Annotated in this window: 26 protein-coding genes; 15 read left to right on the top strand and 11 right to left on the bottom strand. The window is 55.3% G+C overall.

Annotation, left to right across the window (positions count from 1 at the left end; translation table 11 throughout):
- Positions 1-53: 53 nt before the first annotated feature.
- From odhB to mdh, 7 genes are all read right to left on the bottom strand, one after another.
- A complete protein-coding gene (gene odhB, locus OAN307_RS20860; protein ID WP_044044175.1) occupies positions 54-1619 on the bottom strand; it encodes a 2-oxoglutarate dehydrogenase complex dihydrolipoyllysine-residue succinyltransferase in 1566 nt (521 codons plus the stop codon).
- Complete coding sequence (locus OAN307_RS20855) at positions 1616-4576, bottom strand: 2-oxoglutarate dehydrogenase E1 component (protein ID WP_015501481.1); 2961 nt, start codon at positions 4574-4576, stop codon at positions 1616-1618. The genes odhB and OAN307_RS20855 overlap by 4 nt, the downstream gene beginning before the upstream one ends.
- Positions 4573-5160 carry a DUF805 domain-containing protein gene (locus OAN307_RS20850; RefSeq protein ID WP_044044173.1) on the bottom strand — a complete coding sequence of 196 codons (588 nt, stop codon included), beginning with the start codon at positions 5158-5160 and terminating at the stop codon, positions 4573-4575. Before OAN307_RS20850 ends, OAN307_RS20855 begins: the two co-directional genes overlap by 4 nt.
- Before the next feature lie 51 nt (positions 5161-5211).
- Entirely contained in the window at positions 5212-6093 is an 882-nt protein-coding gene (gene sucD / locus OAN307_RS20845) for a succinate--CoA ligase subunit alpha (protein ID WP_015501479.1), read from the bottom strand.
- Between the two features lie 13 nt (positions 6094-6106).
- The gene (locus OAN307_RS20840; protein WP_144055653.1) at positions 6107-6529 is read right to left on the bottom strand and encodes a hypothetical protein; all 423 of its coding nucleotides are present in this window, start codon (positions 6527-6529) and stop codon (positions 6107-6109) included.
- Positions 6530-6533: 4 nt separating this feature from the next.
- Positions 6534-7727: an ADP-forming succinate--CoA ligase subunit beta gene (gene sucC / locus OAN307_RS20835; RefSeq protein ID WP_015501477.1), complete on the bottom strand. Its 1194-nt coding sequence runs from the start codon at positions 7725-7727 to the stop codon at positions 6534-6536.
- Positions 7728-8021: 294 nt separating this feature from the next.
- Positions 8022-8984, bottom strand: a complete 963-nt coding sequence (gene mdh, locus OAN307_RS20825) for a malate dehydrogenase (RefSeq protein WP_015501476.1) — start codon at positions 8982-8984, stop codon at positions 8022-8024.
- Between the two features lie 236 nt (positions 8985-9220).
- Between mdh and OAN307_RS20820 the strand changes: the two genes are divergently transcribed.
- Positions 9221-9964, top strand: coding sequence for a sulfite exporter TauE/SafE family protein (locus OAN307_RS20820; RefSeq protein WP_015501475.1), 744 nt, complete (start codon positions 9221-9223; stop codon positions 9962-9964).
- Here the strand turns inward: OAN307_RS20820 and OAN307_RS20815 are convergent.
- A complete protein-coding gene (locus OAN307_RS20815) occupies positions 9961-10260 on the bottom strand; it encodes a hypothetical protein (RefSeq protein ID WP_015501474.1) in 300 nt (99 codons plus the stop codon). The genes OAN307_RS20820 and OAN307_RS20815 overlap by 4 nt on opposite strands.
- Positions 10261-10456: 196 nt before the next feature.
- Between OAN307_RS20815 and OAN307_RS20810 the strand changes: the two genes are divergently transcribed.
- The 12 genes from OAN307_RS20810 (at position 10457) to OAN307_RS20755 (ending at position 19075) form a co-directional block, all read left to right on the top strand.
- Positions 10457-11293: an HpcH/HpaI aldolase/citrate lyase family protein gene (locus OAN307_RS20810; protein WP_015501473.1), complete on the top strand. Its 837-nt coding sequence runs from the start codon at positions 10457-10459 to the stop codon at positions 11291-11293.
- Positions 11290-11835: an NnrU family protein gene (locus tag OAN307_RS20805; RefSeq protein ID WP_015501472.1), complete on the top strand. Its 546-nt coding sequence runs from the start codon at positions 11290-11292 to the stop codon at positions 11833-11835. The genes OAN307_RS20810 and OAN307_RS20805 overlap by 4 nt, the downstream gene beginning before the upstream one ends.
- Before the next feature lie 3 nt (positions 11836-11838).
- On the top strand, positions 11839-12045 hold the full coding sequence (locus OAN307_RS20800) for a DUF1737 domain-containing protein (RefSeq protein ID WP_015501471.1): 207 nt from the start codon (positions 11839-11841) through the stop codon (positions 12043-12045).
- Positions 12042-13079, top strand: coding sequence for a MaoC family dehydratase (locus tag OAN307_RS20795; protein WP_015501470.1), 1038 nt, complete (start codon positions 12042-12044; stop codon positions 13077-13079). Before OAN307_RS20800 ends, OAN307_RS20795 begins: the two co-directional genes overlap by 4 nt.
- Positions 13076-13333, top strand: coding sequence for a DUF1194 domain-containing protein (locus OAN307_RS20790; protein WP_015501469.1), 258 nt, complete (start codon positions 13076-13078; stop codon positions 13331-13333). The genes OAN307_RS20795 and OAN307_RS20790 overlap by 4 nt, the downstream gene beginning before the upstream one ends.
- A gap of 369 nt (positions 13334-13702) precedes the next feature.
- Complete coding sequence (sdhC, locus tag OAN307_RS20785) at positions 13703-14086, top strand: succinate dehydrogenase, cytochrome b556 subunit (protein ID WP_015501468.1); 384 nt, start codon at positions 13703-13705, stop codon at positions 14084-14086.
- A 12-nt stretch (positions 14087-14098) separates the two neighbouring features.
- A complete protein-coding gene (sdhD, locus tag OAN307_RS20780; RefSeq protein ID WP_015501467.1) occupies positions 14099-14470 on the top strand; it encodes a succinate dehydrogenase, hydrophobic membrane anchor protein in 372 nt (123 codons plus the stop codon).
- Positions 14471-14497: 27 nt separating this feature from the next.
- Positions 14498-16303: a succinate dehydrogenase flavoprotein subunit gene (gene sdhA / locus OAN307_RS20775; RefSeq protein ID WP_015501466.1), complete on the top strand. Its 1806-nt coding sequence runs from the start codon at positions 14498-14500 to the stop codon at positions 16301-16303.
- The gene (locus OAN307_RS20770; RefSeq protein WP_015501465.1) at positions 16303-16584 is read left to right on the top strand and encodes a hypothetical protein; all 282 of its coding nucleotides are present in this window, start codon (positions 16303-16305) and stop codon (positions 16582-16584) included. The genes sdhA and OAN307_RS20770 overlap by 1 nt, the downstream gene beginning before the upstream one ends.
- A 21-nt stretch (positions 16585-16605) precedes the next feature.
- Positions 16606-16905 carry a hypothetical protein gene (locus OAN307_RS20765; RefSeq protein WP_044044163.1) on the top strand — a complete coding sequence of 100 codons (300 nt, stop codon included), beginning with the start codon at positions 16606-16608 and terminating at the stop codon, positions 16903-16905.
- An 18-nt stretch (positions 16906-16923) separates the two neighbouring features.
- Positions 16924-17703 carry a succinate dehydrogenase iron-sulfur subunit gene (locus OAN307_RS20760; protein ID WP_015501464.1) on the top strand — a complete coding sequence of 260 codons (780 nt, stop codon included), beginning with the start codon at positions 16924-16926 and terminating at the stop codon, positions 17701-17703.
- Positions 17704-18232: 529 nt separating this feature from the next.
- Entirely contained in the window at positions 18233-19075 is an 843-nt protein-coding gene (locus OAN307_RS20755) for an urea carboxylase-associated family protein (RefSeq protein WP_015501463.1), read from the top strand.
- Positions 19076-19096: 21 nt separating this feature from the next.
- On the opposite strand, the gene deoD is transcribed toward OAN307_RS20755, so the two are convergent.
- Positions 19097-19801: a purine-nucleoside phosphorylase gene (gene deoD / locus OAN307_RS20750; RefSeq protein ID WP_015501462.1), complete on the bottom strand. Its 705-nt coding sequence runs from the start codon at positions 19799-19801 to the stop codon at positions 19097-19099.
- Between the two features lie 146 nt (positions 19802-19947).
- Between deoD and OAN307_RS20745 the strand changes: the two genes are divergently transcribed.
- Positions 19948-20325 carry a hypothetical protein gene (locus tag OAN307_RS20745; protein WP_015501461.1) on the top strand — a complete coding sequence of 126 codons (378 nt, stop codon included), beginning with the start codon at positions 19948-19950 and terminating at the stop codon, positions 20323-20325.
- 151 nt (positions 20326-20476) lie between these two features.
- Here OAN307_RS20745 and OAN307_RS20740 read toward each other — a convergent pair whose 3' ends face one another.
- Both OAN307_RS20740 and OAN307_RS20735 read right to left on the bottom strand, forming a co-directional pair.
- Positions 20477-20818 carry an H-NS histone family protein gene (locus OAN307_RS20740; RefSeq protein WP_015501460.1) on the bottom strand — a complete coding sequence of 114 codons (342 nt, stop codon included), beginning with the start codon at positions 20816-20818 and terminating at the stop codon, positions 20477-20479.
- A gap of 139 nt (positions 20819-20957) precedes the next feature.
- Positions 20958-22988, bottom strand: a complete 2031-nt coding sequence (locus OAN307_RS20735) for a protein meaA (protein WP_015501459.1) — start codon at positions 22986-22988, stop codon at positions 20958-20960.
- 136 nt (positions 22989-23124) lie between these two features.
- Between OAN307_RS20735 and OAN307_RS20730 the strand changes: the two genes are divergently transcribed.
- Positions 23125-24519 (top strand): 1-acyl-sn-glycerol-3-phosphate acyltransferase, encoded by a 1395-nt coding sequence (locus tag OAN307_RS20730; protein ID WP_015501458.1) that lies wholly within the window; start codon positions 23125-23127, stop codon positions 24517-24519.
- Positions 24520-24549 lie beyond the last annotated feature (30 nt).

Here is a 24549-nt window from a genome sequence, read left to right as displayed (position 1 = left end):
TGCGACTTTGTGAGTTGCACCTACCTGAGAGGTGCGGTGGGTGACATCCACCATTACAAATCCATCAACAACCGACGTGGATCTTCAAGTGCTTCTTTCACCCGCACCAAGAATGTCACGGCGCCTTTGCCGTCGACGATGCGGTGGTCGTAGCTCAGCGCGAGGTACATCATCGGGCGGATCACCACGGCGCCGTTGATCGCCATGGGGCGGTCTTGGATTTTGTGCATGCCAAGGATGCCGGACTGCGGCGGGTTCAGGATTGGTGACGACATGAGTGAGCCGTAGACGCCGCCGTTGGAGATCGTGAACGTACCGCCCTGCATTTCGGCCATGGTGAGTTTGCCGTCGCGGGCTTTGGCACCCATGGCAGCGATGGATTTTTCGATCACCGCGAATGACATCTGGTCGGCGTCATTGATGACGGGAACGACCAGACCGGTGGGCGTGCCTGCGGCGATGCCCATGTTGACGTACTTTTTGTAGACCACATCGGTGCCGTCGATTTCTGCGTTGACCTCGGGCACTTCGTTCAGGGCATGCACGCAGGCCTTGGTGAAGAACGACATAAAGCCAAGTTTGACGCCATGCTTTTTGAGAAACAAGTCTTTGTATTCATTGCGCAATGCCATGACCTCAGTCATGTCGACCTCGTTGTAGGTGGTCAGCATGGCGGCGGTATTTTGGCTTTCTTTCAGGCGGCGCGCGATGGTCTGGCGCAGGCGGGTCATCTTGACGCGTTCTTCGCGGGCGTCCTGATTGGCAGCGACAGGTGCGCGCAAATTAGATTTGGGTGGCGCAGCCGTGACCACGGCTGGCGCGGGGGCTGCCAGTGCCTTGAGCACGTCTTCTTTCATGACGCGGCCATCTTTGCCGGTGCCTTTGACGTCTGTGAGGTTGTTTTCTTCCATCAATTTCTTGGCGCTGGGCGCGTCTTCGACGTCTTTGGATGTGGACGCCGCAGCGGCCACTGCTGCTGGGGCCGTGGCGGGTGCGGGGTTGGCAGGTGCTGACGCGTCGGTGGACATGATGGCGAGTTTGCCGCCCGCCTCAACGGTGTCGCCTTCTTGCGCCAGCAGTTTGGTAAGTGTCCCTGCGGCGGGTGCGGGGACTTCGACGCTGACTTTGTCAGTTTCAAGTTCGCATAGCATTTCGTCAGCCTCGAATGCTTCGCCGGGCTTTTTAAACCATGTGGACACTGTCGCTTCGGTCACGGATTCGCCCAATGTGGGGACCATGATGTTCATGTTATTGCCCTTTTCGCGTGCCGTGACGTTTGTGGGCCCCGCATCGATGGCTTCTACAGGATCTTTTGCGGTTTCAGGGGCCGTCTTCGTAGGGTTTTCTTCCTTTTTCTTGGGCTGTTCGGGCGTCGCTTCGCCAGCTTCGCTGATCTGCGCCAGAAGCGCATCAACGCCAACGGTATCACCTTCGGCGGCAACGATTTCGGACAGGGTGCCAGCGATGGGGGCCGGCACCTCTACGGTCACTTTGTCGGTCTCAAGTTCGCACAACATTTCATCCTGCGCGACGCTGTCGCCGGGCTTTTTGAACCATGTGGCGACGGTTGCTTCTGTGACGCTTTCGCCAAGGGTGGGGACGCGGACTTCGGTCATTATTTTGTTTCCTTAACGGTAAGCGCATCGTCAACGAGTGCGGCTTGTTCTGCTTTGTGGCGCGACGCAAGGCCCGTTGCAGGCGAGGCTGCTGCGGTGCGGCCTACGTATTTCGGGCGCGAATGGTCGGCTTTGATGCGGGTCAGGACCCATTCGATATTAGGTTCCATGAACGACCAAGCGCCTTGGTTCTTGGGTTCTTCCTGACACCAGACCATATGCGCGTTCTTGAACCGTTCAAGTTCCTTGACTGCGGACTGGGCGGGGAACGGGTAGAACTGTTCAAAGCGCATGATGTAAACGTCATCGATGCCGCGTGCGTCGCGTTCTTCGAGCAGGTCAAAATAGACTTTGCCTGAACACATGACGACGCGTTTGATGTTGTCATCCGGCTGCAACGTGGTGTCCGAATTGCCATGCTGTGCGTCGTCCCAAAGGACGCGGTGGAAACTTGACCCTTCCTGGAATTCCTCAGCTTTGGACACGGCCATTTTATGGCGCAGCAGCGATTTCGGCGTCATCATGATCAGCGGTTTGCGGTAGCTGCGATGCAATTGGCGGCGCAGGATGTGGAAGTAGTTGGCGGGCGTAGTGCAATTTGCCACGATCCAGTTGTCGCCGCCACACATGGTCAGGAACCGTTCAAGGCGCGACGATGAGTGTTCGGGTCCTTGGCCCTCATAGCCGTGGGGCAGCAGGCAGACGAGGCCGGACATACGCAGCCATTTGGATTCACCAGAACTGATGAACTGGTCAAACATAATCTGCGCGCCGTTGGCGAAATCACCGAACTGCGCTTCCCAGAGGGTCAACGCGTTGGGTTCAGCGAGGGAGTAGCCGTATTCAAAGCCGAGAACCGCGTATTCCGACAACATGGAGTCGATGACCTCAAAGTTGCCCTGCCCGTCGCGGATATTGTTGAGCGGGTAGTAGCGTTCTTCGGTGTCCTGATTGATCAAAGCCGAATGGCGTTGCGAGAATGTACCGCGCGCGGAGTCCTGTCCGGACAGACGCACGGGATAGCCTTCGGTGAGGAGCGAGCCGAACGCCAGTGCTTCGCCAGTGGCCCAGTCGAATCCTTCGCCAGATTCAAACATCTTGGCTTTCGCGGCAAGGATACGACCCAAGGTTTTGTGCAATGGGAAGCCATCGGGCGCGGTCGTCAGCGCCTTACCGATTTGATCAAAGGTTTCTTCCTTGATCCATGTTTTGCCACGTTGGTATTTATCTTTCTCGACCTTGTCGAGGTGGGACCATTTTCCATCAAGCCAATCGGCCTTGTTGGGTTTGTAATCCGTGCCAGCATCGAATTCGGTAGCAAGATATGTCTGGAATTCTTCCTTCATACCCTCGATCTCGCCCTCGGGCACGAGGCCGTCCTTGACGAGGCGGTCAGTATACAGCGTTAGCGTGGTCTTTTGCTGTTTGATCTTTTTGTACATCAACGGGTTGGTGAACATCGGCTCGTCGCCTTCGTTATGACCGAAGCGGCGGTAACAAATGATATCTAGCACCACGTCTTTGTGGAACTTTTGGCGAAATTCTGTGGCGACGCGGGCGGCGTGCACCACTGCTTCTGGGTCGTCACCGTTGACGTGAAAAATCGGCGCTTCAACCATCAGCGCGATGTCGGTTGGATAGGGGGAGGAGCGCGAGAAGTGCGGTGCGGTGGTAAAACCGATCTGGTTGTTCACCACAATGTGCATGGTGCCGCCAGTGCGGTGGCCGCGAAGACCGGACAGGCCGAACCCTTCGGCCACAACACCCTGACCCGCGAACGCCGCGTCGCCGTGCAACAATATTGCCATGGATTTCGTGCGGTCGCTATCGTTAGTCTGGTCCTGTTTGGCGCGCACTTTACCCAGCACAACAGGGTTCACCGCCTCAAGGTGGGACGGGTTCGCGGTGAGTGACAGGTGCACAGAATTGCCGTCAAAATCACGATCAGATGACGCGCCGAGGTGGTATTTCACGTCGCCCGATCCGTCGACATCTTCGGGGCTGGATGACCCGCCCTGAAATTCGTTGAAAATCGCGCGATAGGGCTTCTTCATCACATTGGCGAGCACACTAAGGCGGCCACGGTGCGGCATACCGATCACGATATCGCGCATACCAAGTTGGCCACCGCGTTTGATGATCTGTTCCATCGCTGGGATCAGGCTTTCGCCACCGTCCAGACCGAACCGTTTGGTGCCCATGTATTTGACGTGCAAGAATTTCTCAAACCCTTCGGCCTGAACAAGGCTGTTCAGGATCGCCTTACGTCCTTGCTTTGTGAAGGTGATTTCTTTGCCCAGACCCTCGATGCGTTCCTTCAGCCATGCGGCTTCTTGCGGGTTGGAGATGTGCATGTATTGCAACGCAAACGTGCTGCAATAGGTCCGCTGCACAATGGCGAGGATATCGTTCATCGACGCCACTTCGAGGCCGAGCACGTTGTCGATAAAGATCGGACGATCCATATCTGCAGGCTTGAACCCGTAGGACGCAGGGTCGAGTTCGGGGTGCGGGGTCTCGTCGCGCATGCCGAGCGGGTCGAGGTCGGCCACAAGATGGCCCCTGATCCGGTAGGCGCGGATGATCATCAGCGCGCGGATCGAATCCAGCACCGCGTTGCGGATCTGTTCATCGGAAACTTCAACGCCCTTGGACGCGGCTTTGTCTTTGATTTTTTGTCCAGCGGCCGCGGGCTCTGCGGCCCACTGACCATCCAGCGCCGCCGTCAGATCACCGTTCGGGATCGGTGGCCAATCTGCGCGCGCCCAAGACGGGCCTGCGGCCTCTGCGCGGGCGTCCTCTGGTGCATCGCCCAAGGATTTGAAAAACGCGTGCCAGCTTTCATCGACCGCGTTCGGATCATCCGCATATCGCGCATAAAGCTGTTCAATATATTCCGCGTTGTGCCCTTGCATAAAGGACGATGCGTGGAATTGGTCGTTGGAGGATTGGTCAGTCATGAGGATGCCTCATTGGGGTTGGGGCCGAAACGGTTATCGTTAGCTTGGGAAGCGCGTGCGAGCCAGATTAAGGTCACTATGATCCCGCCTAATGCGATAGCGCCGCCGAGTAGATACGCTGGGATGCTCGATGGCATACTAATGAAAACATCATCTGCACCGGCAGGCAAAAATGCGCGATCGATGGCGGTCTGTTGTGAGAAAATCATTCCGATCACTGCAAAGGTTGCAAAGCCAGCAAACGGCGTCAGTAGATAGAACCCTGATCGGTCTATATCGTGCAGCCTACGAACTGCAGCACTGACTGACGGGAGCAGTGTAAGAACGAAAAATCCTGTCCCCAAAATACCGCCATTGTAGCTTTGTGTTGTGACGATGCCTTCGGTCCGCTGACCATTGCTATCAATGGATATGCGCATCTCTGTTTCTACGGCGGGGCCAAAAACAACCGAGTTAATGACCACCAGAATACAAGAGGCGATGAACAGGAATAGTATGAAGTTCCAATACTCGTGGCGACCACCGCGGCCTGAAAACTTCAGAGCGTTCAAGAAACAGTATTTTGTAGCTTCAATTAGATTCATTGAAAGTCGGTCCTAGTTTGGGCGGGTGCAGTGCACCCGCCCGATGGGTTCTTATCCAATCGCCTTCAATACAGCCTCGCCCAGCGTCGCGGGGCTATCGGCCACAATAATACCAGCTTTTTTCATCGCTTCGATCTTGCTTTCAGCGTCGCCTTTGCCGCCTGCCACGATGGCACCAGCGTGGCCCATGCGACGTCCCGGAGGGGCGGTGCGGCCTGCGATGAAACCAGCCGTGGGTTTCCAGCGGCCTTTTTTCTTTTGCGCGGTCAGGAATTCAGCGGCTTCTTCTTCTGCGGAACCACCAATTTCGCCGATCATAATCATCGAATGTGTCTCGTCGTCGTCGAGGAACATGTTGAGGATATCGATATGTTCGGTGCCCTTGATCGGGTCGCCGCCAATGCCGACGGCTGTTGATTGGCCAAGGCCGCTGTCGCTGGTCTGCTTGACCGCCTCATAGGTTAGCGTGCCAGAACGCGACACAACACCGACTGATCCACGTTTGTGGATGTGGCCGGGCATGATGCCGATTTTGCAGGCATTGGGCGTGATCACACCGGGGCAGTTTGGCCCAATCAGGCGGGATTTGGAGCCTTCTAGCGCGCGTTTGACCTTCATCATATCGAGCACGGGGATGCCTTCGGTGATGCAGATGATCAGCTCCATCTCGGCGTCGATCGCTTCGAGGATGGAATCGGCTGCGAACGGCGGCGGCACATAGATGACGGAGGCGTTGGCCCCAGTTACATGCATCGCCTCGTGGACGGAATTGAAAATCGGCAGGTCGAGGTGCGTCTGACCACCCTTACCGGGGGTGACGCCGCCGACCATTTTGGTGCCGTATGCAATTGCCTGTTCGGAATGGAACGTGCCCTGCGAGCCAGTGAGGCCCTGACAGATGACTTTGGTGTTTTCGTCGATGAGAATGGCCATTGTGTTTGGCTCCTTAGATATTGAATCGTTCAGCGAGAACGGTTGCTTCGGCGCCTGTAAGGCGAATGATTTTATCGTTTCGATCTCGGTGGATGCGGCCAAGGCTTTCAATGCCGTCAGCATCTTCGACATATCGATAAGGGCCTAAGTCATCGGTCGAAAGCGGATGAAAGACCTTAGTCGTAAGTCCAGCAAGAACGATTCTATAGGCGTCTTTTTGTTTTGAAGGGTCACGAACCTGCGGCACTTTTAGTGACTCGAATGCCGAAAGCTGGCCCACGGCATAAAGTGCGCTTTTGCTTTCCAGATCATCGCCAAGCCAGACATATACTGTGGTTCCAGCATCACCGTCCGATAAAGTCGCAGACTTCATCTTGGGCACAGTGGCAACATCGTCTGTTAAAGCGGTGGCCATTACTTTTAGAAGCAGTGACAACGCTTTATCCTTTCACAGCCTTAACAATCTTTTCAGCACCATCTTTCAAATCATCCGCTGCGATCACGTCCAAACCGGAGTTGTTGATGATGGCTTTGCCCTCATCCACGTTCGTGCCCTCAAGCCGCACAACCAGTGGAACCTTCAGGCCGACTTCTTTGACGGCAGAGACCACGCCTTCGGCGATGACGTCACAGCGCATGATACCGCCGAAGATGTTGACCAGAATGCCTTTGACCTGTGGGTCGGAGGTGATGATTTTGAAGGCTTCAGTGACCTTTTCTTTGGTTGCGCCGCCGCCCACGTCTAAAAAGTTTGCGGGTTCTGCACCATACAATTTGATGATGTCCATCGTCGCCATCGCAAGGCCCGCGCCGTTGACCATGCAACCAATTTCGCCGTCAAGCGCGATGTAGTTTAGATCGAATTTTGAGGCGGCGAGTTCTTTGGGGTCTTCTTCGGTTTCATCGCGCAAGCTGGCGATGTCGGGGTGGCGGTAGATCGCGTTGCCGTCAAATGACACTTTCGCGTCAAGAACTTTAAGATCACCTGCATTGGTGACGATCAGCGGATTGATCTCAAGCATCTCCATGTCTTTTTCGACGAATGCTTTGTACAGCAGCCCCATCAGGTTAACGCATTGTTTGACCTGCTGACCCTTGAGGCCGAGCGTGAAGGCGACGCGGCGGCCGTGAAACGCCTGATAACCAGTCGCAGGATCGACGGTAAAGTTGATGATCTTTTCTGGGGTGTTGGCTGCGACTTCTTCGATGTCCATGCCGCCTTCGGTCGATACAACGAAGCCGATGCGGGATGTCTGGCGATCCACCAATAGTGCAAGGTAGAATTCGGACTCGATATCAGCGCCGTCTTCGATGTAGACGCGGTTGACCTGCTTGCCAGCCGGACCCGTTTGATGGGTGACCAAGGTGCGGCCCAACATCTTTTTGGCTTCGTCAGCGGCTTCGCCAACCGATTTGGTCAGACGCACGCCGCCAGCTTCGCCAGCGCCGGCTTCTTTGAAATGACCCTTGCCGCGACCACCTGCGTGGATCTGGGCCTTGACGACCCAAAGTGGCCCGTCCAATTCGCTCGCGGCGGTTTTGGCGTCTTCTGCCTTGAGGACAGCGCGGCCATCGCTGACAGGTGCCCCGTAAGATGCAAGAAGCGCCTTGGCCTGATATTCGTGGATATTCATAAATCCGTCCTTCGGTCTGATAAGCGTTGATATCGCTATAGACCTGTTAAACGTGCGTGACGAATGGCTTTTTCGGCAAATAGGCCGAAAAGCGACATTTGTGATCACAGTAATAAATTGTGTGATCACAAATGTAGAATCGGTTAACGCCAAAATGGTTTATGCCACCTTAAACTGGGGCACGCTGGGCCTGTTGCCAGTCGCGATGTGGAAACCGTTTATAGTTTGGCGAGCTTTCGCAAAAAAGGCGCCCCAAACGGGACGCCTTTGAATTTCTTTAGCACTTTGTTGTGTTTAGGTCAGCGAAGGATCGATGCCCTTGCACGCATCCACGAGGCCTTTGACGGCACCTACAGAGCTGTCGAACATGGCCTGTTCGTCTCTGTTCATCTTGATATCAATGACCCGTTCAACGCCACCAGCGCCGATGACTGTCGGCACGCCGACATACATGCCATTCAAGCCCAAAGCGCCGTCAACGTAGGCGGCACAGGGCAGAACGCGTTTTTGATCCTTGAGGAAGGCTTCCGCCATCTCAATCGCGGATGTCGCAGGGGCGTAGTACGCAGACCCTGTTTTCAGCAAACCAACGATCTCAGCGCCGCCGTCGCGGGTGCGCTGGATGATCGCGTCGAGCTTGTCTTGTGTCGTCCAGCCCATGTCGATGAGGTCGGGCAGAGGAATGCCACCAACTGTGGAATAACGGGCAAGTGGGACCATTGTGTCGCCGTGACCACCCAGAACAAACGCAGTGACGTCGCGCATCGACACGCCGAATTCCTCGGCGAGGAAGTGGCGGAAACGCGCTGAGTCCAGCACACCTGCCATGCCACAAACCATATGGTGCGGCAGGCCGGAAAATTCGCGCAGCGCCCAAACCATCGCATCAAGCGGGTTGGTGATGCAGATCACAAATGCGTTCGGCGCGTGTTCCGCAATGCCGGCCCCGACAGATTTCATAACCTTAAGGTTGATGCCCAGCAGGTCGTCGCGCGACATGCCTGGCTTGCGTGCCACGCCTGCGGTGACGATGCACACGTCTGCGCCAGCGATGTCGGCATAATCGGATGTGCCGGACATCTTCGCATCAAAGCCTTCGGAGGGGCCGGATTCTGCGATGTCGAGGGCTTTGCCTTGTGGCAATCCGTCAGCGATGTCGAACAAGATCACATCGCCGAGTTCTTTGACTGCTGCGAGGTGGGCGAGGGTGCCGCCGATGTTGCCGGCGCCGATCAGAGCAATTTTAGGTCTGGCCATTTTGAATGGGTCCTTTGTCGTTCGGGATTTGGTCTTATTTTAATTGGGGCTTGCCTAATCCTTTGGGCCCGCCCGTGCAAGCGTGCTGCGCTGCGGCGCGACTTTGATCGTCTCAGGGCATTGTTTGTAGGTAAATGTTTGCGTTAACGTTGGCCCAAAATGAAGTCGGATTGGCGGCACGGATCGTGTCCGGCATGTGATTCCCCCAATTTTTACCTTTGCAGAAAGGCCACGTCGTGGATGGAACACTCTTTTGGTCGTTGGCCGTGGTCGCAGCGGTTTGCACCGGCCTTTCCAAAGGCGGATTGCCGGCATTTTCGATGTTGGCAGTGCCTGTTCTTTCACTGGTTATTTCACCTGTAACGGCGGCAGGGCTGTTGCTGCCAGTATTCTTGTTTTCGGATATTTTCGGGGTCTGGGCCTACCGCCATCAGTTTCGCCGTGACCTGCTGAAAATCGCAGCTGTGGGAACGATTTTCGGTTGCTCGATTGGCTGGGCGACAGCCGAAATTGTGTCCGAAAATCTGGTGCGGGTGCTGATTGGTGTGATTGGGGCTTTGTTTGCGCTGAATTTTTTACTGCGTCACAGGGCAGACGCGGCGCCGCGCGCGCCGACATGGGCGCGCGGCGTTTTTTGGACAACAATTGCGGGTTTTACCAGTTTTGTAAGCCATGCAGGGGCCCCGCCCTGGCAAATCTGGACCATGCCGATGGGCCTGACCAAATTGGCTTTTGCAGGCACGACGACAATCGTTTTTGCGATGATGAACCTCACGAAGGTCGTGCCCTATTACTTTTTGGGGCAATTCGATCCACAAAACTTGCGCGTTGCAGCGATGTTATTGGCCCCTGCGGTGATTGGCGTTTACGTCGGCTACCGTCTGATACGCGTGCTGCCTGACAAGGTTTTCTTTGGCATCGTCACATGGGCGCTATTGGCGATTTCATGTAAATTGATCTGGGATGGGGTGTTGGGTTAAGCGCCGCTATCGGTGTTGGGCAGGGGTTCTGCGAGAACCTGAAACGCAGCCCCGCTGGCGACAAGGCAGGTCGGCCCACCGGCCTGCGTGACTGCGATTGTCCATGTTCCTGTTTCCAGCGACGCAAAGACTTCGACCACGGTGTTGTCCGCGCCGATGCCAATGGACTGGCGTGTTTCACCGTAACCGGACGCCAGCCGATCAACGACCATCGCATGATCCGCGCAATTGTGCGACTGGGCTGAGGCGGTTGAGGCAAACAGAACGACAGCACATGTCAGCATTTTAAAGGCCAATGGTCTCTCCTAAACGTGGGCCGGATAGATCCGGGAAATTATGGTGAAATTCTGTTATCAAGTTTGCGCTGTTAACCTTTGAGAAATGGTTAACGCCCTTGCACGGTGACTGTTGCGCTGCGTCGCGGCATTTTCGGCTTGCAAGATCGAAAGTAATCTGGCCCTTTCCGCGCAATATTATTACAAGGACACTGCCATGACCCGTCCCTACCGATCTGCCCTATATATTCCCGGATCGCGTCCGCGTGCGCTGGACAAAGCGCGGGGGCTGGCGGTCGATGTGTTGCTGCTTGACCTTGAGGACGCAGTCACGCCGGACGAAAAAGTCGCGGCAAGGGCGACTTTGGCCGACGAGTTGGGCAAGGGGGGCTACGGCAATCGGTTGCGCGTTGTGCGCATTAACGGTCTGGACACGGGTTGGGGCGCGGATGATGCAATGGCCGCGACCGCGATGGCGTGTGATGCGGTGCTGCTGCCGAAGGTGAACAACGCGGCGGATGTGGATGCGCTGGCGCGGCTGACCGACAAGCCGATCTGGGCGATGATGGAAACGCCGCTGGGAATTTTGAACGCTGCTGAGATCGCGGCACATCCCAAGATTGCAGGGTTTGTGATGGGCACCAATGATTTGGCGAAGGATTTGAACACGCGAACCCGCGCGGCGTTGATGACGTCGTTACAGATGTGTTTGTTGGCGGCGCGCGCGCATGGGATTGTGGCCATTGATGGCGTATATAATGCGTTCAAGGATGAAGACGGGTTCAAAATTGAATGTGAACAGGGACGTGATTTCGGATTTGATGGTAAAAGCCTGATCCATCCCGCACAGATTGCGACAGCGAACGCCGCGTTCGCGCCGTCGCAGGGCGAAATTGAACTGGCGACGCGCCAGATTGCTGCCTTTGCCGAGGCTGAGGCGGGCGGGCAGGGGGTCGCTGTTGTTGACGGCAAGATCGTTGAAAACTTGCATATCGTCACTGCCCGCGCGACGTTGGCCAAAGCGGACGCAATTAATAAACTGGAAACCTCATGATCGTTCTTATCTTTGGTCTGAACCTTTGGGTTGGCGCCCATGCCTGGAAACGCGTCGCCCCCGATCACCGCGCCACGTTTGGCGACAAAGGCAACACGATTGTTGCGATCGCATCCGCCGTTGCGATTGTGCTGATGGTTCTAGGGTATCGCGCCGCAGATGGCATGGTGTTTTGGGGCCGTAACGGGGCTGGAACGGGGATCAACAATCTGTTGATGATATTTGCGTTTTATCTGTTCGCCGCATCCGGTAAATCAACCCGCATCACACGTTGGATTAGACATCCGCAATTGACGTCTGTTGTGGTCTGGTCTGTCGCGCATCTGTTGGTAAATGGTGATACACCGTCGTTTGTGTTGTTCGGTGGTCTTGGCATTTGGGCGCTGGCAAAAATGGTTCTGATCAACCGCGCGACGGGCCCACGCGGAGCCTATCATGCGCCACCTATTAAATCTGAAGTGATTGCTGTTGTGGCGACGCTCGTTGTTTTCAGCATCGCCGCGGCCATTCACATATGGCTCGGCTATAACCCGTTTGGATAAGACATGCCGCTGATTTACCGTCTATTGACCGAAGACGACACATCCGAGTTTTGCCACAAGGTCAGTCTGGCGCTGTCCAAGGGTTGGGTGCTTTATGGCGATCCGACCTATGCTTATGACCATGCCAACGGGGTGATGCGGGCGGGGCAGGCTGTCACAAAGGACGTGGATACAGCTTATTCGCGCGATATGAAGCTTGGGCAACAATGAGCGCGGCGAAAACCAATTCGGGTCGGTTTTTTGAGGATTACCGGTTGGGTGAGGTCATCCAACACGCCGTTCCGCGTACAGTGCAGGGGGGCGAACGCGCACTGTATCATATGTTGTATCCGGCGCAGCATGCGCTGCATTCGTCAGACGCTTTCGCACAAAACTGCGGCTTGGCCGAAAGCCCGCTGGACGACATGATCGCGTTCCACATCGTGTTCGGTAAATCTGTGCCGGATATTTCGCTGAACGCCGTTGCAAATTTGGGCTACGCCGAATGCCGCTGGCTCGCGTCTGTTTGGCCGGGTGACACAATCCGGTCCAGTTCCGAAGTGATCGGATTGAAGCAGAATTCCAATGGCAAATCTGGCGTTTTATATGTGCGCACCACGGGCACCAATCAACACGGCGCGGTCGTGATGCAGTTCGTGCGCTGGGTGATGGTGCGCAAGGGTGATCTGGACGCACCGGCACCTGATACGGTGATTCCTGAACTGGCAGGCGTGGTTGCTGCGTCCGACTTGGTGATCCCGCGGGGGTTGGATTTCACGGAATACGATTTCCCACTGGCGGGGGAGCCGCACCGCCTTGGCGACTACAAAACCGGTGAGATCATCGATCACGTTGACGGTGTAACCCTGACCGAAGCGGAACATATGCTGGCAACGCGCCTGTGGCAGAACACGGCCAAGGTGCATTTTGATGTGACATCGCGGCCTGACGGACAACGCCTGATCTATGGTGGGCACGTGATGTCGTTGGCGCGCGCGCTGACGTTCAATGGCCTTTCCAATGCGCAATTTGTCGTGGCGATCAACGCAGGGGCGCACGCCAACCCCTGCTTTGCAGGCGACACAGTGCGGGCGTGGTCTGAGGTCTTGGACACTGCCAAAACTGATGCGCCGGGTGTGGGCGCGATCCGTTTGCGGCTGGTGGCGACAAAGGGTGGCGCGGTTGGTGCATTGCGCGGCGTGGATGGCAAATACCTGCCCGATGTGTTGCTTGATTTGGACTATTGGGCGCTGATGCCTCTGTGATCGGCTTCCTGCTGGCGTTTGTTAACAACGATATCCTGTCATCCCCCGCTGCGTTTGCCTGCGACATCGCATTGACGTTGGCCGTGGACGTGTCGGGGTCGGTGGACGGTCGTGAATACCGCATCCAGATGGACGGGGTGGCAGCGGCACTGGCGGATCGCGCCGACGCAACGGACCGGAAGGGGGCGTCAAACTGTCGTCATCAATTAGGCGAAAACTACCAACCCCGACGACGTGCATGCTTTTGCATTTGAGGTCGCGACCGTGCCCTGCCTGTGGCGCGATTTTTCAACTGCAATCGGAGAGGCACTGACTGCTTCGTGTTTTGCAATCGTGGATGAATGACCTGAACAGATCATCCGCAAACTTTACCGTGAACTGACGATTCCAATTTCTATGGGGGTGATTTCTGAGGGGCGTGCTTGGGAATTGCCCTAAGATAAAGTTTATTTGTGATCACTGGCCGCAAAACTGTGATCACAAATTGAAGAAATCGCCAAAGCGCGACAAGATTCCGCACCTGTTAGCGCGACCGCTTCGTGACACTGGCGCATAATCCTTTAAGAAGGGTCCAATATATACCGTTGCATACTGGCGCGGGGTAACCAAATTGAGGACCACACATGGCCGACGTGAACCGGGATAAACGACCGCTGTCTCCACATTTGACGATCTATCGACCGCAATGGACGTCTATGACGTCGATCTTTACGCGGCTTACGGGCAATGCGTTGATCGTTGGTGCGCTGTTGATCGTGTGGTGGTTCGCAGCACTTGCATCCGGACCAGAGGCATACGCGCGCGCCAACGGGTTTATGACCAGTTGGTTTGGCGACCTTATCATGTTCGGTTCAGTCGCAGCCCTTTGGTATCACTCGCTCGCTGGCGTACGGCATCTGATCTGGGACAGTGGTCATATGCTGGACGTGCAATCGTCGGAGCGTGCGGGCCAGCTCATCATTCTTGTGTCGGTTCTGCTGACCATTTTCACCGTCATCGTACTGTAGGGGGCTGGCATCATGGCATTTTTGACTGATCGTAAACGCGCTGTTGGCATGGGGTCCGCAAAGTCTGGCACAGAACACCATTGGCAGATGATTGTGTCGTCTGTGGCGCTGACAGGTTTGATTCCGCTGTTCGTGTTCACCTACGGCGCGGCACTTGGCATGTCCTACGCGGACGCGAGCGCCTATTACGCGCGGCCATTTCCGTCGATTGTCGGCATTCTGACGCTGCTTGTCGGCTTCCTACATTTCAAAGGTGGTGTGCAAACCCTGATTGAGGACTACGTACAAGGTTTCGCCCGCAAGGCGCTGATCATCGGCTCTATCTGCCTTAGCTACGGCGCCGCTGCGGCTGGTGTTTTCGCTATAGTGCGCATCGCTCTTTAAGACTGGCTTTAAGACTGGAAATTTCCCATGGCTGAATACGAATACGAAACTCATGACTATGATTGTGTTGTTGTTGGTGCAGGCGGTGCAGGTTTGCGCGCGACGCTGGGTATGGCCGAACAAGGTCTGCGGACGGCCTGTATTTCCAAGGTATTCCCGACGCGATCCCACACGGTTGCCGCACAGGGTGGCATTGCAGCGTCCCTTGGCAACATGGGGCCCGACAGCTGGCAGTGGCACATGTATGACACCGTAAAAGGGTCTGACTGGTTGGGCGATACGGATGCGATGGAATACCTTGCCCGCGAGGCGCCCAAGGCGGTTTACGAGCTTGAGCATTACGGCGTGCCGTTTTCGCGCACCGAAGAAGGCAAAATTTATCAGCGCCCGTTTGGTGGCCACACCACCGAATTCGGCGAAGGTCCTGCCGTGCAGCGTACCTGTGCGGCGGCCGACCGGACCGGCCACGCAATCCTGCACACGCTGTACGGCCAGTCGCTAAAACAGAAGGCTGAATTCTACATCGAATACTTCGCCATTGATCTGATTATGTCGGATGATGGGGTTTGCACAGGCGTTGTCTGTTGGAAACTCGACGATGGCACGATGCACGTTTTCAACGCCAAGATGGTTGTTTTGGCGACGGGCGGTTATGGCCGCGCTTATTTCTCGGCGACATCCGCGCACACCTGTACCGGTGATGGTGGTGGCATGGCCGCGCGGGCTGGTTTGCCCATGCAAGACATGGAATTCGTGCAGTTCCACCCGACTGGCATTTACGGGTCCGGCTGTTTGATTACTGAGGGCGCGCGCGGCGAAGGTGGTTATTTGACCAACAGTGAAGGCGAGCGGTTCATGGAGCGCTATGCGCCAAACTACAAAGACCTCGCGCCGCGGGACTATGTATCGCGCTGCATGACGATGGAAATTCGCGAAGGGCGCGGTGTGGGTGCGGGCAAAGATCACATTCACTTGAACCTGAACCACCTGCCCAAAGAAGCGCTGGCAGAACGTCTGCCCGGTATCTCTGAATCCGCGAAAATCTTTGCTGGCGTTGATGTGAACAAAGAACCAATTCCCGTGCTGCCGACAGTGCACTACAACATGGGTGGCATCCCAACGAACTACTTTGGTGAGGTGTTGCACCCGACCAAAGACAACCCGAACGCTGTTGTGCCGGGCTTGATGGCTGTCGGCGAAGCGGGCTGTGCGTCTGTGCACGGTGCGAACCGCCTTGGGTCAAATTCGTTGATCGATCTTGTGGTGTTTGGCCGCGCGGCTGCGATCCGTGCGGGGACTGTTGTTGACCGCGATGCGGCGATCCCTGCGACGCACAAACCGTCTGTCGATAAGGCGTTTGATCGTTTTGACAAGTTGCGCCACGCAAACGGTGCCAATCCAACGGCTGATCTGCGTCTTGAGATGCAAAAGGCGATGCAAGAAGACGCTGCCGTATTCCGCACTGACAAGACGCTGAAAGAAGGCGTCGAAAAGATGACTTCAATTACGGGCAAGATGGACGATATCCATGTTACGGATCGTTCGCTTGTTTGGAACACTGATCTTATGGAAACGCTGGAGTTGGGTAACTTGATGCCGAACGCGCTGGCGACGATTGTCAGTGCCGAGGCGCGTAAGGAAAGCCGTGGTGCCCACGCCCATGAGGATTACGCGACGCGCGACGACAAAAACTGGCGCGTTCACACGATAAGCCATGTGGACGGGGCAAAGGTGACGCTGAGCCATCGTCCGGTTATCACCAAACCGCTGTCGACTGAAAAAGAAGGTGGCATCGACCTTAAGCGGATTGCGCCGAAAGTGCGGACATTCTGATGTACCGCGCCGCACTCCTACTTCTGGCGCTCGCAGCGTGCACCCCTGCTTTGGTATCCCCCGAACGGGTGGCGGAAATTTGCGAAGACAAAGCAAGAGCCGCGCAAGGCCCGACGGGACGTGTCAGCGTCGGTACCAATAGCAGAACGGGTGAGTTCGGTAGTCTTGAAATTGGTGTGTCATCTGATTTCATCGCCGGACGTGATCCAATTGAGGTTTACGCGCAATGCGTCTTTGATCGCACAGGCGCCGCCCCCATTCGCCCACCCTTGCTGCGCTAAATTGAGAAACGGAGAAACCTTATGAAACTGATCCACGCCTTAACAGCCGCCGCCCTGACGTTGTCTGCCTGCGATGTTGCGCAAATCGTTGCTGTGGATACAGGCCGCGAAGCCGCTAAAGCCGTCGTCGGACCCATCGTGGCAGAAACCATACCCGGACCAGCAGCAATCGTGCTGACCAATTGCATCATCGACAACGCATCCGGCGCAGAGCTTATTGCGCTGGGTGTGCAAGGCGCGACACCCGAAAACATTAGCCTCGTGTCTAACATCCTTGCCCGACCCGAGACCGTGACCTGCGCGACATCCGCGCTCACATAACCCAACAGGAGCCGATCCATGGTTCAACTGACCCTGCCGAAGAATTCCCGCATGACGATGGGCAAGACATGGCCCAAACCCGAAGGCGCCAAAAACCTGCGCAAAGTGCAAATCTATCGCTGGAGCCCGGACGACGAAAAGAACCCTAGTCTGGACACGTATTTCGTAGATATGGACACCTGCGGCCCGATGGTTCTGGATGCGTTGATCAAGATCAAAAGTGATATTGACCCAACGTTGACGTTCCGGCGGTCTTGTCGCGAAGGCATCTGCGGGTCTTGTGCGATGAACATCGACGGGATCAACACGCTGGCCTGTATCTACGGAATGGATGAGGTCAAGGGTGACATCAGAATCTATCCGCTGCCGCATATGCCGGTTATAAAAGATTTGATCCCTGATTTGACGCATTTTTATGCGCAACATGCATCTGTCAAGCCTTGGTTGGAGACCAAGACGAACAAGCCCGCGAAGGAGTGGAAGCAATCCATCGAGGATCGCGCAAAGCTGGATGGGCTGTATGAATGCGTGATGTGCGCATGTTGTTCGACCGCGTGCCCAAGCTATTGGTGGAACGGCGACAAATTCCTTGGTCCCGCAGCGCTTTTGACCGCAAACCGCTGGATCACCGACAGCCGCGACGAAGCGACGGGTGAGCGTTTGGATGACCTTGAAGATCCGTTCAAATTGTATCGCTGCCACACGATCATGAACTGCGCCAAGACCTGCCCGAAGGGTCTGAATCCCGCCGCGGCGATTGCTAATGTTAAAAAGATGATGATCGACCGCACGGTTTAAGTCTGAAGAAATGTGCGCTGCCGCGCGTGTTTAAGTTTGATAGACGAAAGGCGACGCTCCTGAAGAGGGGGCGTCGTTTTTTTATGCTGAGGGACCTTCTGGGAGGAATATTTGCGCCCTATGTATCAAGCGCATCAAGAGTGTGTGTGCGAGATTAAGATTTTAGTTTTGATGATCTGTGCCGCCACGTTTGGTGATGTTCCCATAGTATACTCAGCCCAAAGCCCTGACCACCACACCCTTAGCCTCTGGCCGCAACAGGGCCATATACGCCCTTTTAATCGCGCACCTGCGTGTCATATCTTGCAATTTGTGCATCCGCTTTGGCGCGACAATGCCCCAGCGCCCCACTGACACCGCGACGTGGTCCCGAGCAATCTTTAGTGTGATACATCCCTAACAAAGCGTTGTTGATGGTTTTATCCTGCATGCCCTATCGTGAATTAAATGGGTGGGAAGATTAGCTATATTGTTGCTGCGTTTGATACATAAGGGGCGGATATTTATGAGACAAAGGCAGGGGAAAAGAATGATAGAACCAAGTGACGCCGCCGCGCGACGGGCCGTCGCGCCCGTTGTTTGTTATCCGATTGCGGATTTACCGCAGCCTGATTTGGCGCTGTATCAGCATGCGGCGGAGGGTGCCGCGTTAGTGGCTGAGGCGGTAGCCGCCCCGCGCGACGCTGCCTGCATCGAGGTTCCGGCGGGGTCTTTCCTGCGCATTACGTGCATCAACGGCCCGCAGGTGGGTGATCTTAACCTGTTTAATGCCAATGATCTGACCGAGCGGTTTTATTCCGGCAAGACCCGTGCGCTCCACGGCACACATGTGACAACGGGGGACCGATTGTGGTCGTCTTTCCCACAGTTGCGCCCGATGGCAACCATCGTTGCGGATACCCTTGACTGGTATGGGATCGATGAATTTGGCGGGTCGGTGCATGACGTCATTGGAACGCGCTGCGATCCTTATACGGGGCGGTTATTGCAGGGCAGTGATTACCATCATTGTTGTCATTCCAATCTGATGCGCGCGTTGGCGGATCATTTGGACATGTCGTTGGCGGGCGCTGAACCGCATGTTCACGACGTTCTGAACGTCTTTATGTGTACCGGCTTTACCCGCGACACAGGGCAGTATTTCATGAAAGCGTCCCCCGTTAGGCCGGATGACTACATCGAATTCTTTGCAGAAATTGACCTGCTAGCGGTCCTGAGCGCCTGTCCGGGTGGGGATTGCGGATCAGAACACACCAGTGACACCGCACCATGCCATCCGCTGAAAATGAATGTGCGCACGCCCGTCGCAGGTGCGCTGGCGCAATGGTCGCCCCCCAAGCGGAACGCCTATGACGGATCGCACGGGCGGTAGAGGCCGACTATTTGGTGACAATCAGGCGAACGCTGCCGTCAGTGCGATCTCAATCATGTCGCCGAAGCTGCTTTCACGTTGATCCGCGGGCAGCGCTTCGCCCGTCAGAAGGTGATCGGACACAGTCATCACACCCAAGGCACGGCGCCCATAGCGCGCAGCGAGAATATAAAGTTCTGCCGTCTCCATTTCGACACCCAAAATACCGTGACGTTGCATTTCCTTATTCAGATCAGGGCGTTCATCATAAAATGTATCGGACGAATAAATGCCGCCTACATGGACATCGACGTCCATTGATTTTGCTGCCTCAGCTGCCGCGGCAAGCAATCCGTAGTCCGCGCAGGGGGCGAAATTCAATTCCTTGAAGATCGTTGAGCTTGGCGTGCCGACGGTGCTTGCCGTCATTGCGAGGATGACATCGCGGACTTTGACGTGTGGTTGCATGCCGCCGCACGATCCGATGCGGATCAAGGTCTGAACGCCAAAATCGCGGATCAATTCGTTAGCGTAGATCGACATGGACGGCATGCCCATGCCCGACCCCTGAATCGTGACGCGATTTCCGTTCCACATCCCCGTAAACCCAAACATTCCGCGCACTTCATGCACGCATTTCGCGTTTGTCAAAAACGTTTCAGCCGCCCATTTCGCACGATAAGGATCGCCGGGCATCAGGACCACGTCAGCGATATCGTCTTTGTCAGCACCAATATGAATGGTCATTGCGTCTTCTTTCTATCTTGATTTTTAGCGATGCTAGGCGGTGGTGTGTGGGGGATCAAGTGAAAGAAGGCGTCTGGAAAACTGGACTCGTCAATTGCTGAACGCTGTTCAGCAATACGGGTAAGTTACACATGAAAGGACCTCAAATGTGGTGCAAATCAATTGTTATTATCGCGCTGTGTGGTGGACTTGCCGCCTGTGATGTCGCGACCCATCGGGTGGCGGGTGGCGGGTGGCGGGTGGCGGTTGTCGGCCCTAATAACACGATCTATCGCGGCACCGCGACAGCGACGTTGTTTGAAGGCGGCTGGTTCCAGGATTCGAACGGTCTCACCACCTGTCAGGGGCGCTACAGCCCTGGTGGGGCGGGATCGAACGTAACTTTTCCGGTAAGGTGCACCAACGGATTAAGCGGAATTAGAACGGCGAGCTACCAATCTGGCCTGCAATGTGGTGGGCAGATTGTCATGCAAGACGGGATGCAATGGCAATTTATTTTTAGACGCGGTGCGCTCAATTTATAATGCAGTTGGTGCGGTACTTGATGCGTGCGTACCACCGTAGATTTATGGGATCGGCAGGCGCCCTGCCGATCCCAATTTTAGTGCTGGAAACTTCGGTAATATCCAGAAAAATAATTACTGTAATGAACTGGTCAGTAAGCGAGACGCGAAATTAAATCGCCATGCTCTCTGGTGTCTGACCAGCAGCAATCGCTGATTTAAACCACTCCGGTTGGCGGCCTTTGCCGGTCCATGTCTTGGACTTATCGGCAGAATCTGCGTATTTTGGCGCCGATTTGGCTTTTACTGCAGCGGCTTTCTTCGGGGTGGCTTCGGTAGTTGCCTTGTTGCCCATAATGTCCTCGACGGTCACACCATGCGCTGCGGCAAGTTTTTCCATTTCCAGACGGACTTTTTTCAGGTCCTTTTTGCGATGCTTTTCAAGCGACTTTCCAACGTCGCTCGCGAGCTTCTCAAGCTCCTTCCGCGACATATTTTTGAGATCGATAGCCATAATGTTGTCCTTCCAATTATAAATTAGGCAGTAAAAGATTACACGCCATTTGAAAATGCCGAAATGCCTATCCTAAACTAAAAGCTAATGGAATTCGTCCCTTCAGCAGAATATAGCCTATTATGGCTATAAATTGAACTTATTGCGCTGTGGCGTCAGCTGGATTGGAGCCAGATAGGTCAGCCCCAGGCGGATCAGCCAAAGTTACAATGTCGTCCATGATCCGATTCAATTGGAAATCTTTCGGCGTATATATCCGCGCCACACCCATTGCGGCCAATACTGTGGCGTCTTCATCGGGTATAATACCGCCGACAACGACAGGAATATGTCCCAGACCTTGCGCGCGCATTTTTTCCATCATTTCGGAAATTAGCGGAATGTGGGAGCCCGACAAAATAGAAAGACCGACAACATGGACGTCATCGCGAACGACGGCTTCTATGATTTCGTCAGGGGTCAGGCGAATACCTTCGTAGGTGATATCCATGCCGCAATCGCGGGCCCGCGCTGCAATCTGTTCGGCACCGTTTGAATGCCCGTCCAGCCCCGGTTTGCCCATCAGAAACTTGAGCTTTCGGCCGAGTTTTGCGCTGACAGCTGAGACGCGGTCACGGATTTCATCGAGGCCTTCAGTTTGATTTGACGGGTTGTTGGACACACCCGTCGGTCCGCGATACTGGCCGAACGCGTTGCGGATAACCTCGGCCCATTCGCCCGTTGTGACACCTGCTTTGGCAGCGGCGATTGACGGGATCATGATGTTAGTATCACTGAGCGCGGCGGCCTTTAACGCGGCGAGAGCCGCTGAGACAACATCTGCATTGCGCTCTGCTTTCCAAGCCGTCAACCGCGCCAATTGATCGGCTTCCGCCGCCGGATCGCTGACCATAATCGCATCATCCCCAGCCGTGAGCGGGGACTGTTCGCCGTTCTGGAATTTATTAACACCAATGACAGTAGTGGCACCGGATTCAATGCCTGCAATTCGTGCGGCGTTGGATTCAACCAGCCGCGATTTCATGTATTCTATCTTTGCCTGCATATCGCCCATGCTGTCGATTTGGCCCAATTCCGCCATTGCGCCCATTTTCAACGCTGCGACTTTGCGTTCAACCGCAGGATTGCCTTCGAACAGGTCGTCGTATTCCAAAAGGTCAGTTTCAAACGCGAGGATTTGTTGCATCCGAAGTGACCATTGTTGATCCCAAGGGCGCGGTAATCCCAGTGCTTCGTTCCATGCGGGCAATTGCACAGCGCGGGCGCGCGCGTCTTTTGACAGTGTCACTGCCAGCATTTCGATCAGGATACGGTAAACATTATTTTCAGGCTGCTGTTCGGTCAGGCCAAGGGAATTCACCTGCACTCCGTAGCGGAAACGACGGAATTTCGGGTCTTTTACGCCATAGCGTGCCAGGCAAATCTCGTCCCACAATTCGACAAACGCGCGCATTTTACACATCTCGGTAACGAAACGTATGCCTGCATTTACGAAAAAGGAAATACGCCCGACCATAGCGGGAAATGCATCAGCGGGGACTTTACCCTTAAGATCGTCGAGAACCGCAATTGCGGTGGCCAGCGCAAAAGACAATTCTTCTTCTGGCGTCGCGCCTGCTTCTTGCAGATGGTACGAACAGACGTTCATCGGGTTCCATTTGGGCAGATGTTCACGGGTATAGGCCGCCACGTCGGTGATCATGCGCAGGGACGGGGCAGGCGGACAGATATAAGTACCGCGTGACAGATATTCTTTAATAATGTCATTTTGAACCGTGCCTTGTAGCGCCGAAACATCCGCTCCTTGTTCCTCGGCGGCTGCAATATAAAGCGCCAGCAGCCACGGCGCCGTGGCATTGATTGTCATCGACGTGTTCATTTTTTCAAGCGGGATGTCGTCAAACAATGCGCGCATATCACCCAAATGGCAGATAGGAACGCCGACTTTTCCGACTTCGCCACGGGCCAGCAGATGATCGCTGTCATACCCTGTTTGTGTGGGCAAATCGAACGCGACGGACAGACCTGTCTGACCCTTAGCCAGATTGCCGCGATAAAGTTCGTTGGATGCTTTCGCTGTAGAATGGCCAGCGTAAGTGCGAAAAAGCCACGGACGATCGGCTTGGCGATCGGATGTTTCAATGTCCTGATCTTTTTGCGTCTGCGACATTGATGGCCTCATGAATCAGCTTGCGCAATATTATTGCTTGGTTGCTTTGGTATCGGATATATTACACCCTTGTCAACGCGCCGCACCGCGGCATGAGGCCATTTACGCGGCGGCATTTCCCTGACACGATCCCGCTATGATGACCCCTATTGCGATCCCCCTTTGGCTGCTGATTTTGGTCCTGCTGTTCGCGGCGGTGACCTTTGCGTCGCATTTCTTGTTTCCGTCCGTGCGTTGGTTCTTCCGGCGCCGCGCTGAAAGGGTCGTGGCGCGTGTAAACTTGCGGCTGCAAAAGCCGATTGAACCGTTCAAGCTTGCACGCCGTTACGACACGATCCAACGGCTGGTCTATGACCCCGAAGTTATTGTCGCGATCAACGAATATGCCCAAACGGAAGGCGTACGTGAAGACGTGGCGTTTGAAAAAGCCCACCACTATGCCCGCGAAATCGTGCCGTCCTTTTCTGCCACGGCCTATTTCTCATTCGGGATGCGGGTCGCAAAATGGCTGTCGCGATTTCTGTATCGCGTGCGCATCGGCCAGTTTGACCGCGCCAAATATGATGCGATTGACAAAGATGCGACGATAATCTTCGTCATGAACCACCGATCAAACATGGATTATGTGTTGGTCACCTATCTCGTGAGCCGTGCGGGTGCGCTGTCTTATGCGGTCGGGGAATGGGCGCGGGTCTGGCCGTTGTCGACGATGATTAAAATGATGGGTGGCTATTTCATCCGCCGCAGATCGCGCAGGAAACCCTCGGCGCGGGGCCTCTATCGCAAGGTCTTGGCGCGTTATGTGCAGATGGCGACGGCGGGTGGCGTCACGCAGGCGGTTTTCCCCGAAGGCGGGCTGTCGCTGAACGGCGCGATGTCTGATCCGCGTCTTGGTATCCTGAGCTATATTATTGACGATTTTGATCCCAGCGGGCGCAATGTGGTCTTCGTGCCTGTGGCGTTGAACTATGATCGCGTCCTTGAAGATCGCTTCTTGATCAAAGCGGACCAATCGGGCGTGCGTCGTTTCCGCCCCCCGCTGTTCACTGTTTTGGGTGGTGTTGCAGGCTATTTGTGGGCGCGGCTGCGCGGCAAGATGACAACCTTTGGCACAGCCAATGTCAGTTTTGGCCATCCGTTGTCCCTGCGCGATTTTGTTGAATCCCACGACGGTTCGACGAAGTCTGTCGGTCAGGAATTGATGGTACGCATCGCAGATGTGATTCCGCTATTGCCTGTCCCACTGGTCAGCCGTGCTGTGCTAGCGGGGGCCAATTCCGAGGACACAATCGCTGCGCATATCCAACAGGATTTAAAGTTGCTGCCAGCCACAGTCGCCGCGCCGCGCCGCACACCTGAACAAATGACCACCGCGGGCATGGCGAACCTGCGACGTCGCGGCATCATTGCGAAAGGCGATATCATCGCTGTGGTGGACGGCGAAACCCCAGTGCTGGCCTATTACGCCAATTCCATTGCACATCATTTCCCAGTGCCAAAGCGACGTCAAAAGTTCTTGCAGGAAAGCTGACCGATCAGTAGGATTTTGTCACAATAAATT

Source organism: Octadecabacter antarcticus 307 (assembly GCF_000155675.2).
Classification (GTDB): domain Bacteria; phylum Pseudomonadota; class Alphaproteobacteria; order Rhodobacterales; family Rhodobacteraceae; genus Octadecabacter; species Octadecabacter antarcticus.
The sequence above is the reverse complement of the archived record's forward strand: the minus strand, read 5'-3'. Positions and strand labels throughout refer to the sequence as shown.

What these genes read in the sequence shown, in the direction of transcription:
- OAN307_RS20855 (WP_015501481.1), bottom strand. Translation starts at nt 4,576, where the DNA reads ATGACTGACCAATCCTCCAACGACCAATTCCACGCATCGTCCTTTATG.
- OAN307_RS20850 (WP_044044173.1), bottom strand. Translation starts at nt 5,160, where the DNA reads ATGAATCTAATTGAAGCTACAAAATACTGTTTCTTGAACGCTCTGAAG.
- sucD (WP_015501479.1), bottom strand. Translation starts at nt 6,093, where the DNA reads ATGGCCATTCTCATCGACGAAAACACCAAAGTCATCTGTCAGGGCCTC.
- sucC (WP_015501477.1), bottom strand. Translation starts at nt 7,727, where the DNA reads ATGAATATCCACGAATATCAGGCCAAGGCGCTTCTTGCATCTTACGGG.
- mdh (WP_015501476.1), bottom strand. Translation starts at nt 8,984, where the DNA reads ATGGCCAGACCTAAAATTGCTCTGATCGGCGCCGGCAACATCGGCGGC.
- OAN307_RS20810 (WP_015501473.1), top strand. Translation starts at nt 10,457, where the DNA reads ATGACCCGTCCCTACCGATCTGCCCTATATATTCCCGGATCGCGTCCG.
- OAN307_RS20805 (WP_015501472.1), top strand. Translation starts at nt 11,290, where the DNA reads ATGATCGTTCTTATCTTTGGTCTGAACCTTTGGGTTGGCGCCCATGCC.
- OAN307_RS20800 (WP_015501471.1), top strand. Translation starts at nt 11,839, where the DNA reads ATGCCGCTGATTTACCGTCTATTGACCGAAGACGACACATCCGAGTTT.
- OAN307_RS20795 (WP_015501470.1), top strand. Translation starts at nt 12,042, where the DNA reads ATGAGCGCGGCGAAAACCAATTCGGGTCGGTTTTTTGAGGATTACCGG.
- sdhC (WP_015501468.1), top strand. Translation starts at nt 13,703, where the DNA reads ATGGCCGACGTGAACCGGGATAAACGACCGCTGTCTCCACATTTGACG.
- sdhD (WP_015501467.1), top strand. Translation starts at nt 14,099, where the DNA reads ATGGCATTTTTGACTGATCGTAAACGCGCTGTTGGCATGGGGTCCGCA.
- sdhA (WP_015501466.1), top strand. Translation starts at nt 14,498, where the DNA reads ATGGCTGAATACGAATACGAAACTCATGACTATGATTGTGTTGTTGTT.
- OAN307_RS20770 (WP_015501465.1), top strand. Translation starts at nt 16,303, where the DNA reads ATGTACCGCGCCGCACTCCTACTTCTGGCGCTCGCAGCGTGCACCCCT.
- OAN307_RS20765 (WP_044044163.1), top strand. Translation starts at nt 16,606, where the DNA reads ATGAAACTGATCCACGCCTTAACAGCCGCCGCCCTGACGTTGTCTGCC.
- OAN307_RS20760 (WP_015501464.1), top strand. Translation starts at nt 16,924, where the DNA reads ATGGTTCAACTGACCCTGCCGAAGAATTCCCGCATGACGATGGGCAAG.
- OAN307_RS20755 (WP_015501463.1), top strand. Translation starts at nt 18,233, where the DNA reads ATGATAGAACCAAGTGACGCCGCCGCGCGACGGGCCGTCGCGCCCGTT.
- deoD (WP_015501462.1), bottom strand. Translation starts at nt 19,801, where the DNA reads ATGACCATTCATATTGGTGCTGACAAAGACGATATCGCTGACGTGGTC.
- OAN307_RS20745 (WP_015501461.1), top strand. Translation starts at nt 19,948, where the DNA reads ATGTGGTGCAAATCAATTGTTATTATCGCGCTGTGTGGTGGACTTGCC.
- OAN307_RS20740 (WP_015501460.1), bottom strand. Translation starts at nt 20,818, where the DNA reads ATGGCTATCGATCTCAAAAATATGTCGCGGAAGGAGCTTGAGAAGCTC.
- OAN307_RS20735 (WP_015501459.1), bottom strand. Translation starts at nt 22,988, where the DNA reads ATGTCGCAGACGCAAAAAGATCAGGACATTGAAACATCCGATCGCCAA.
- OAN307_RS20730 (WP_015501458.1), top strand. Translation starts at nt 23,125, where the DNA reads ATGATGACCCCTATTGCGATCCCCCTTTGGCTGCTGATTTTGGTCCTG.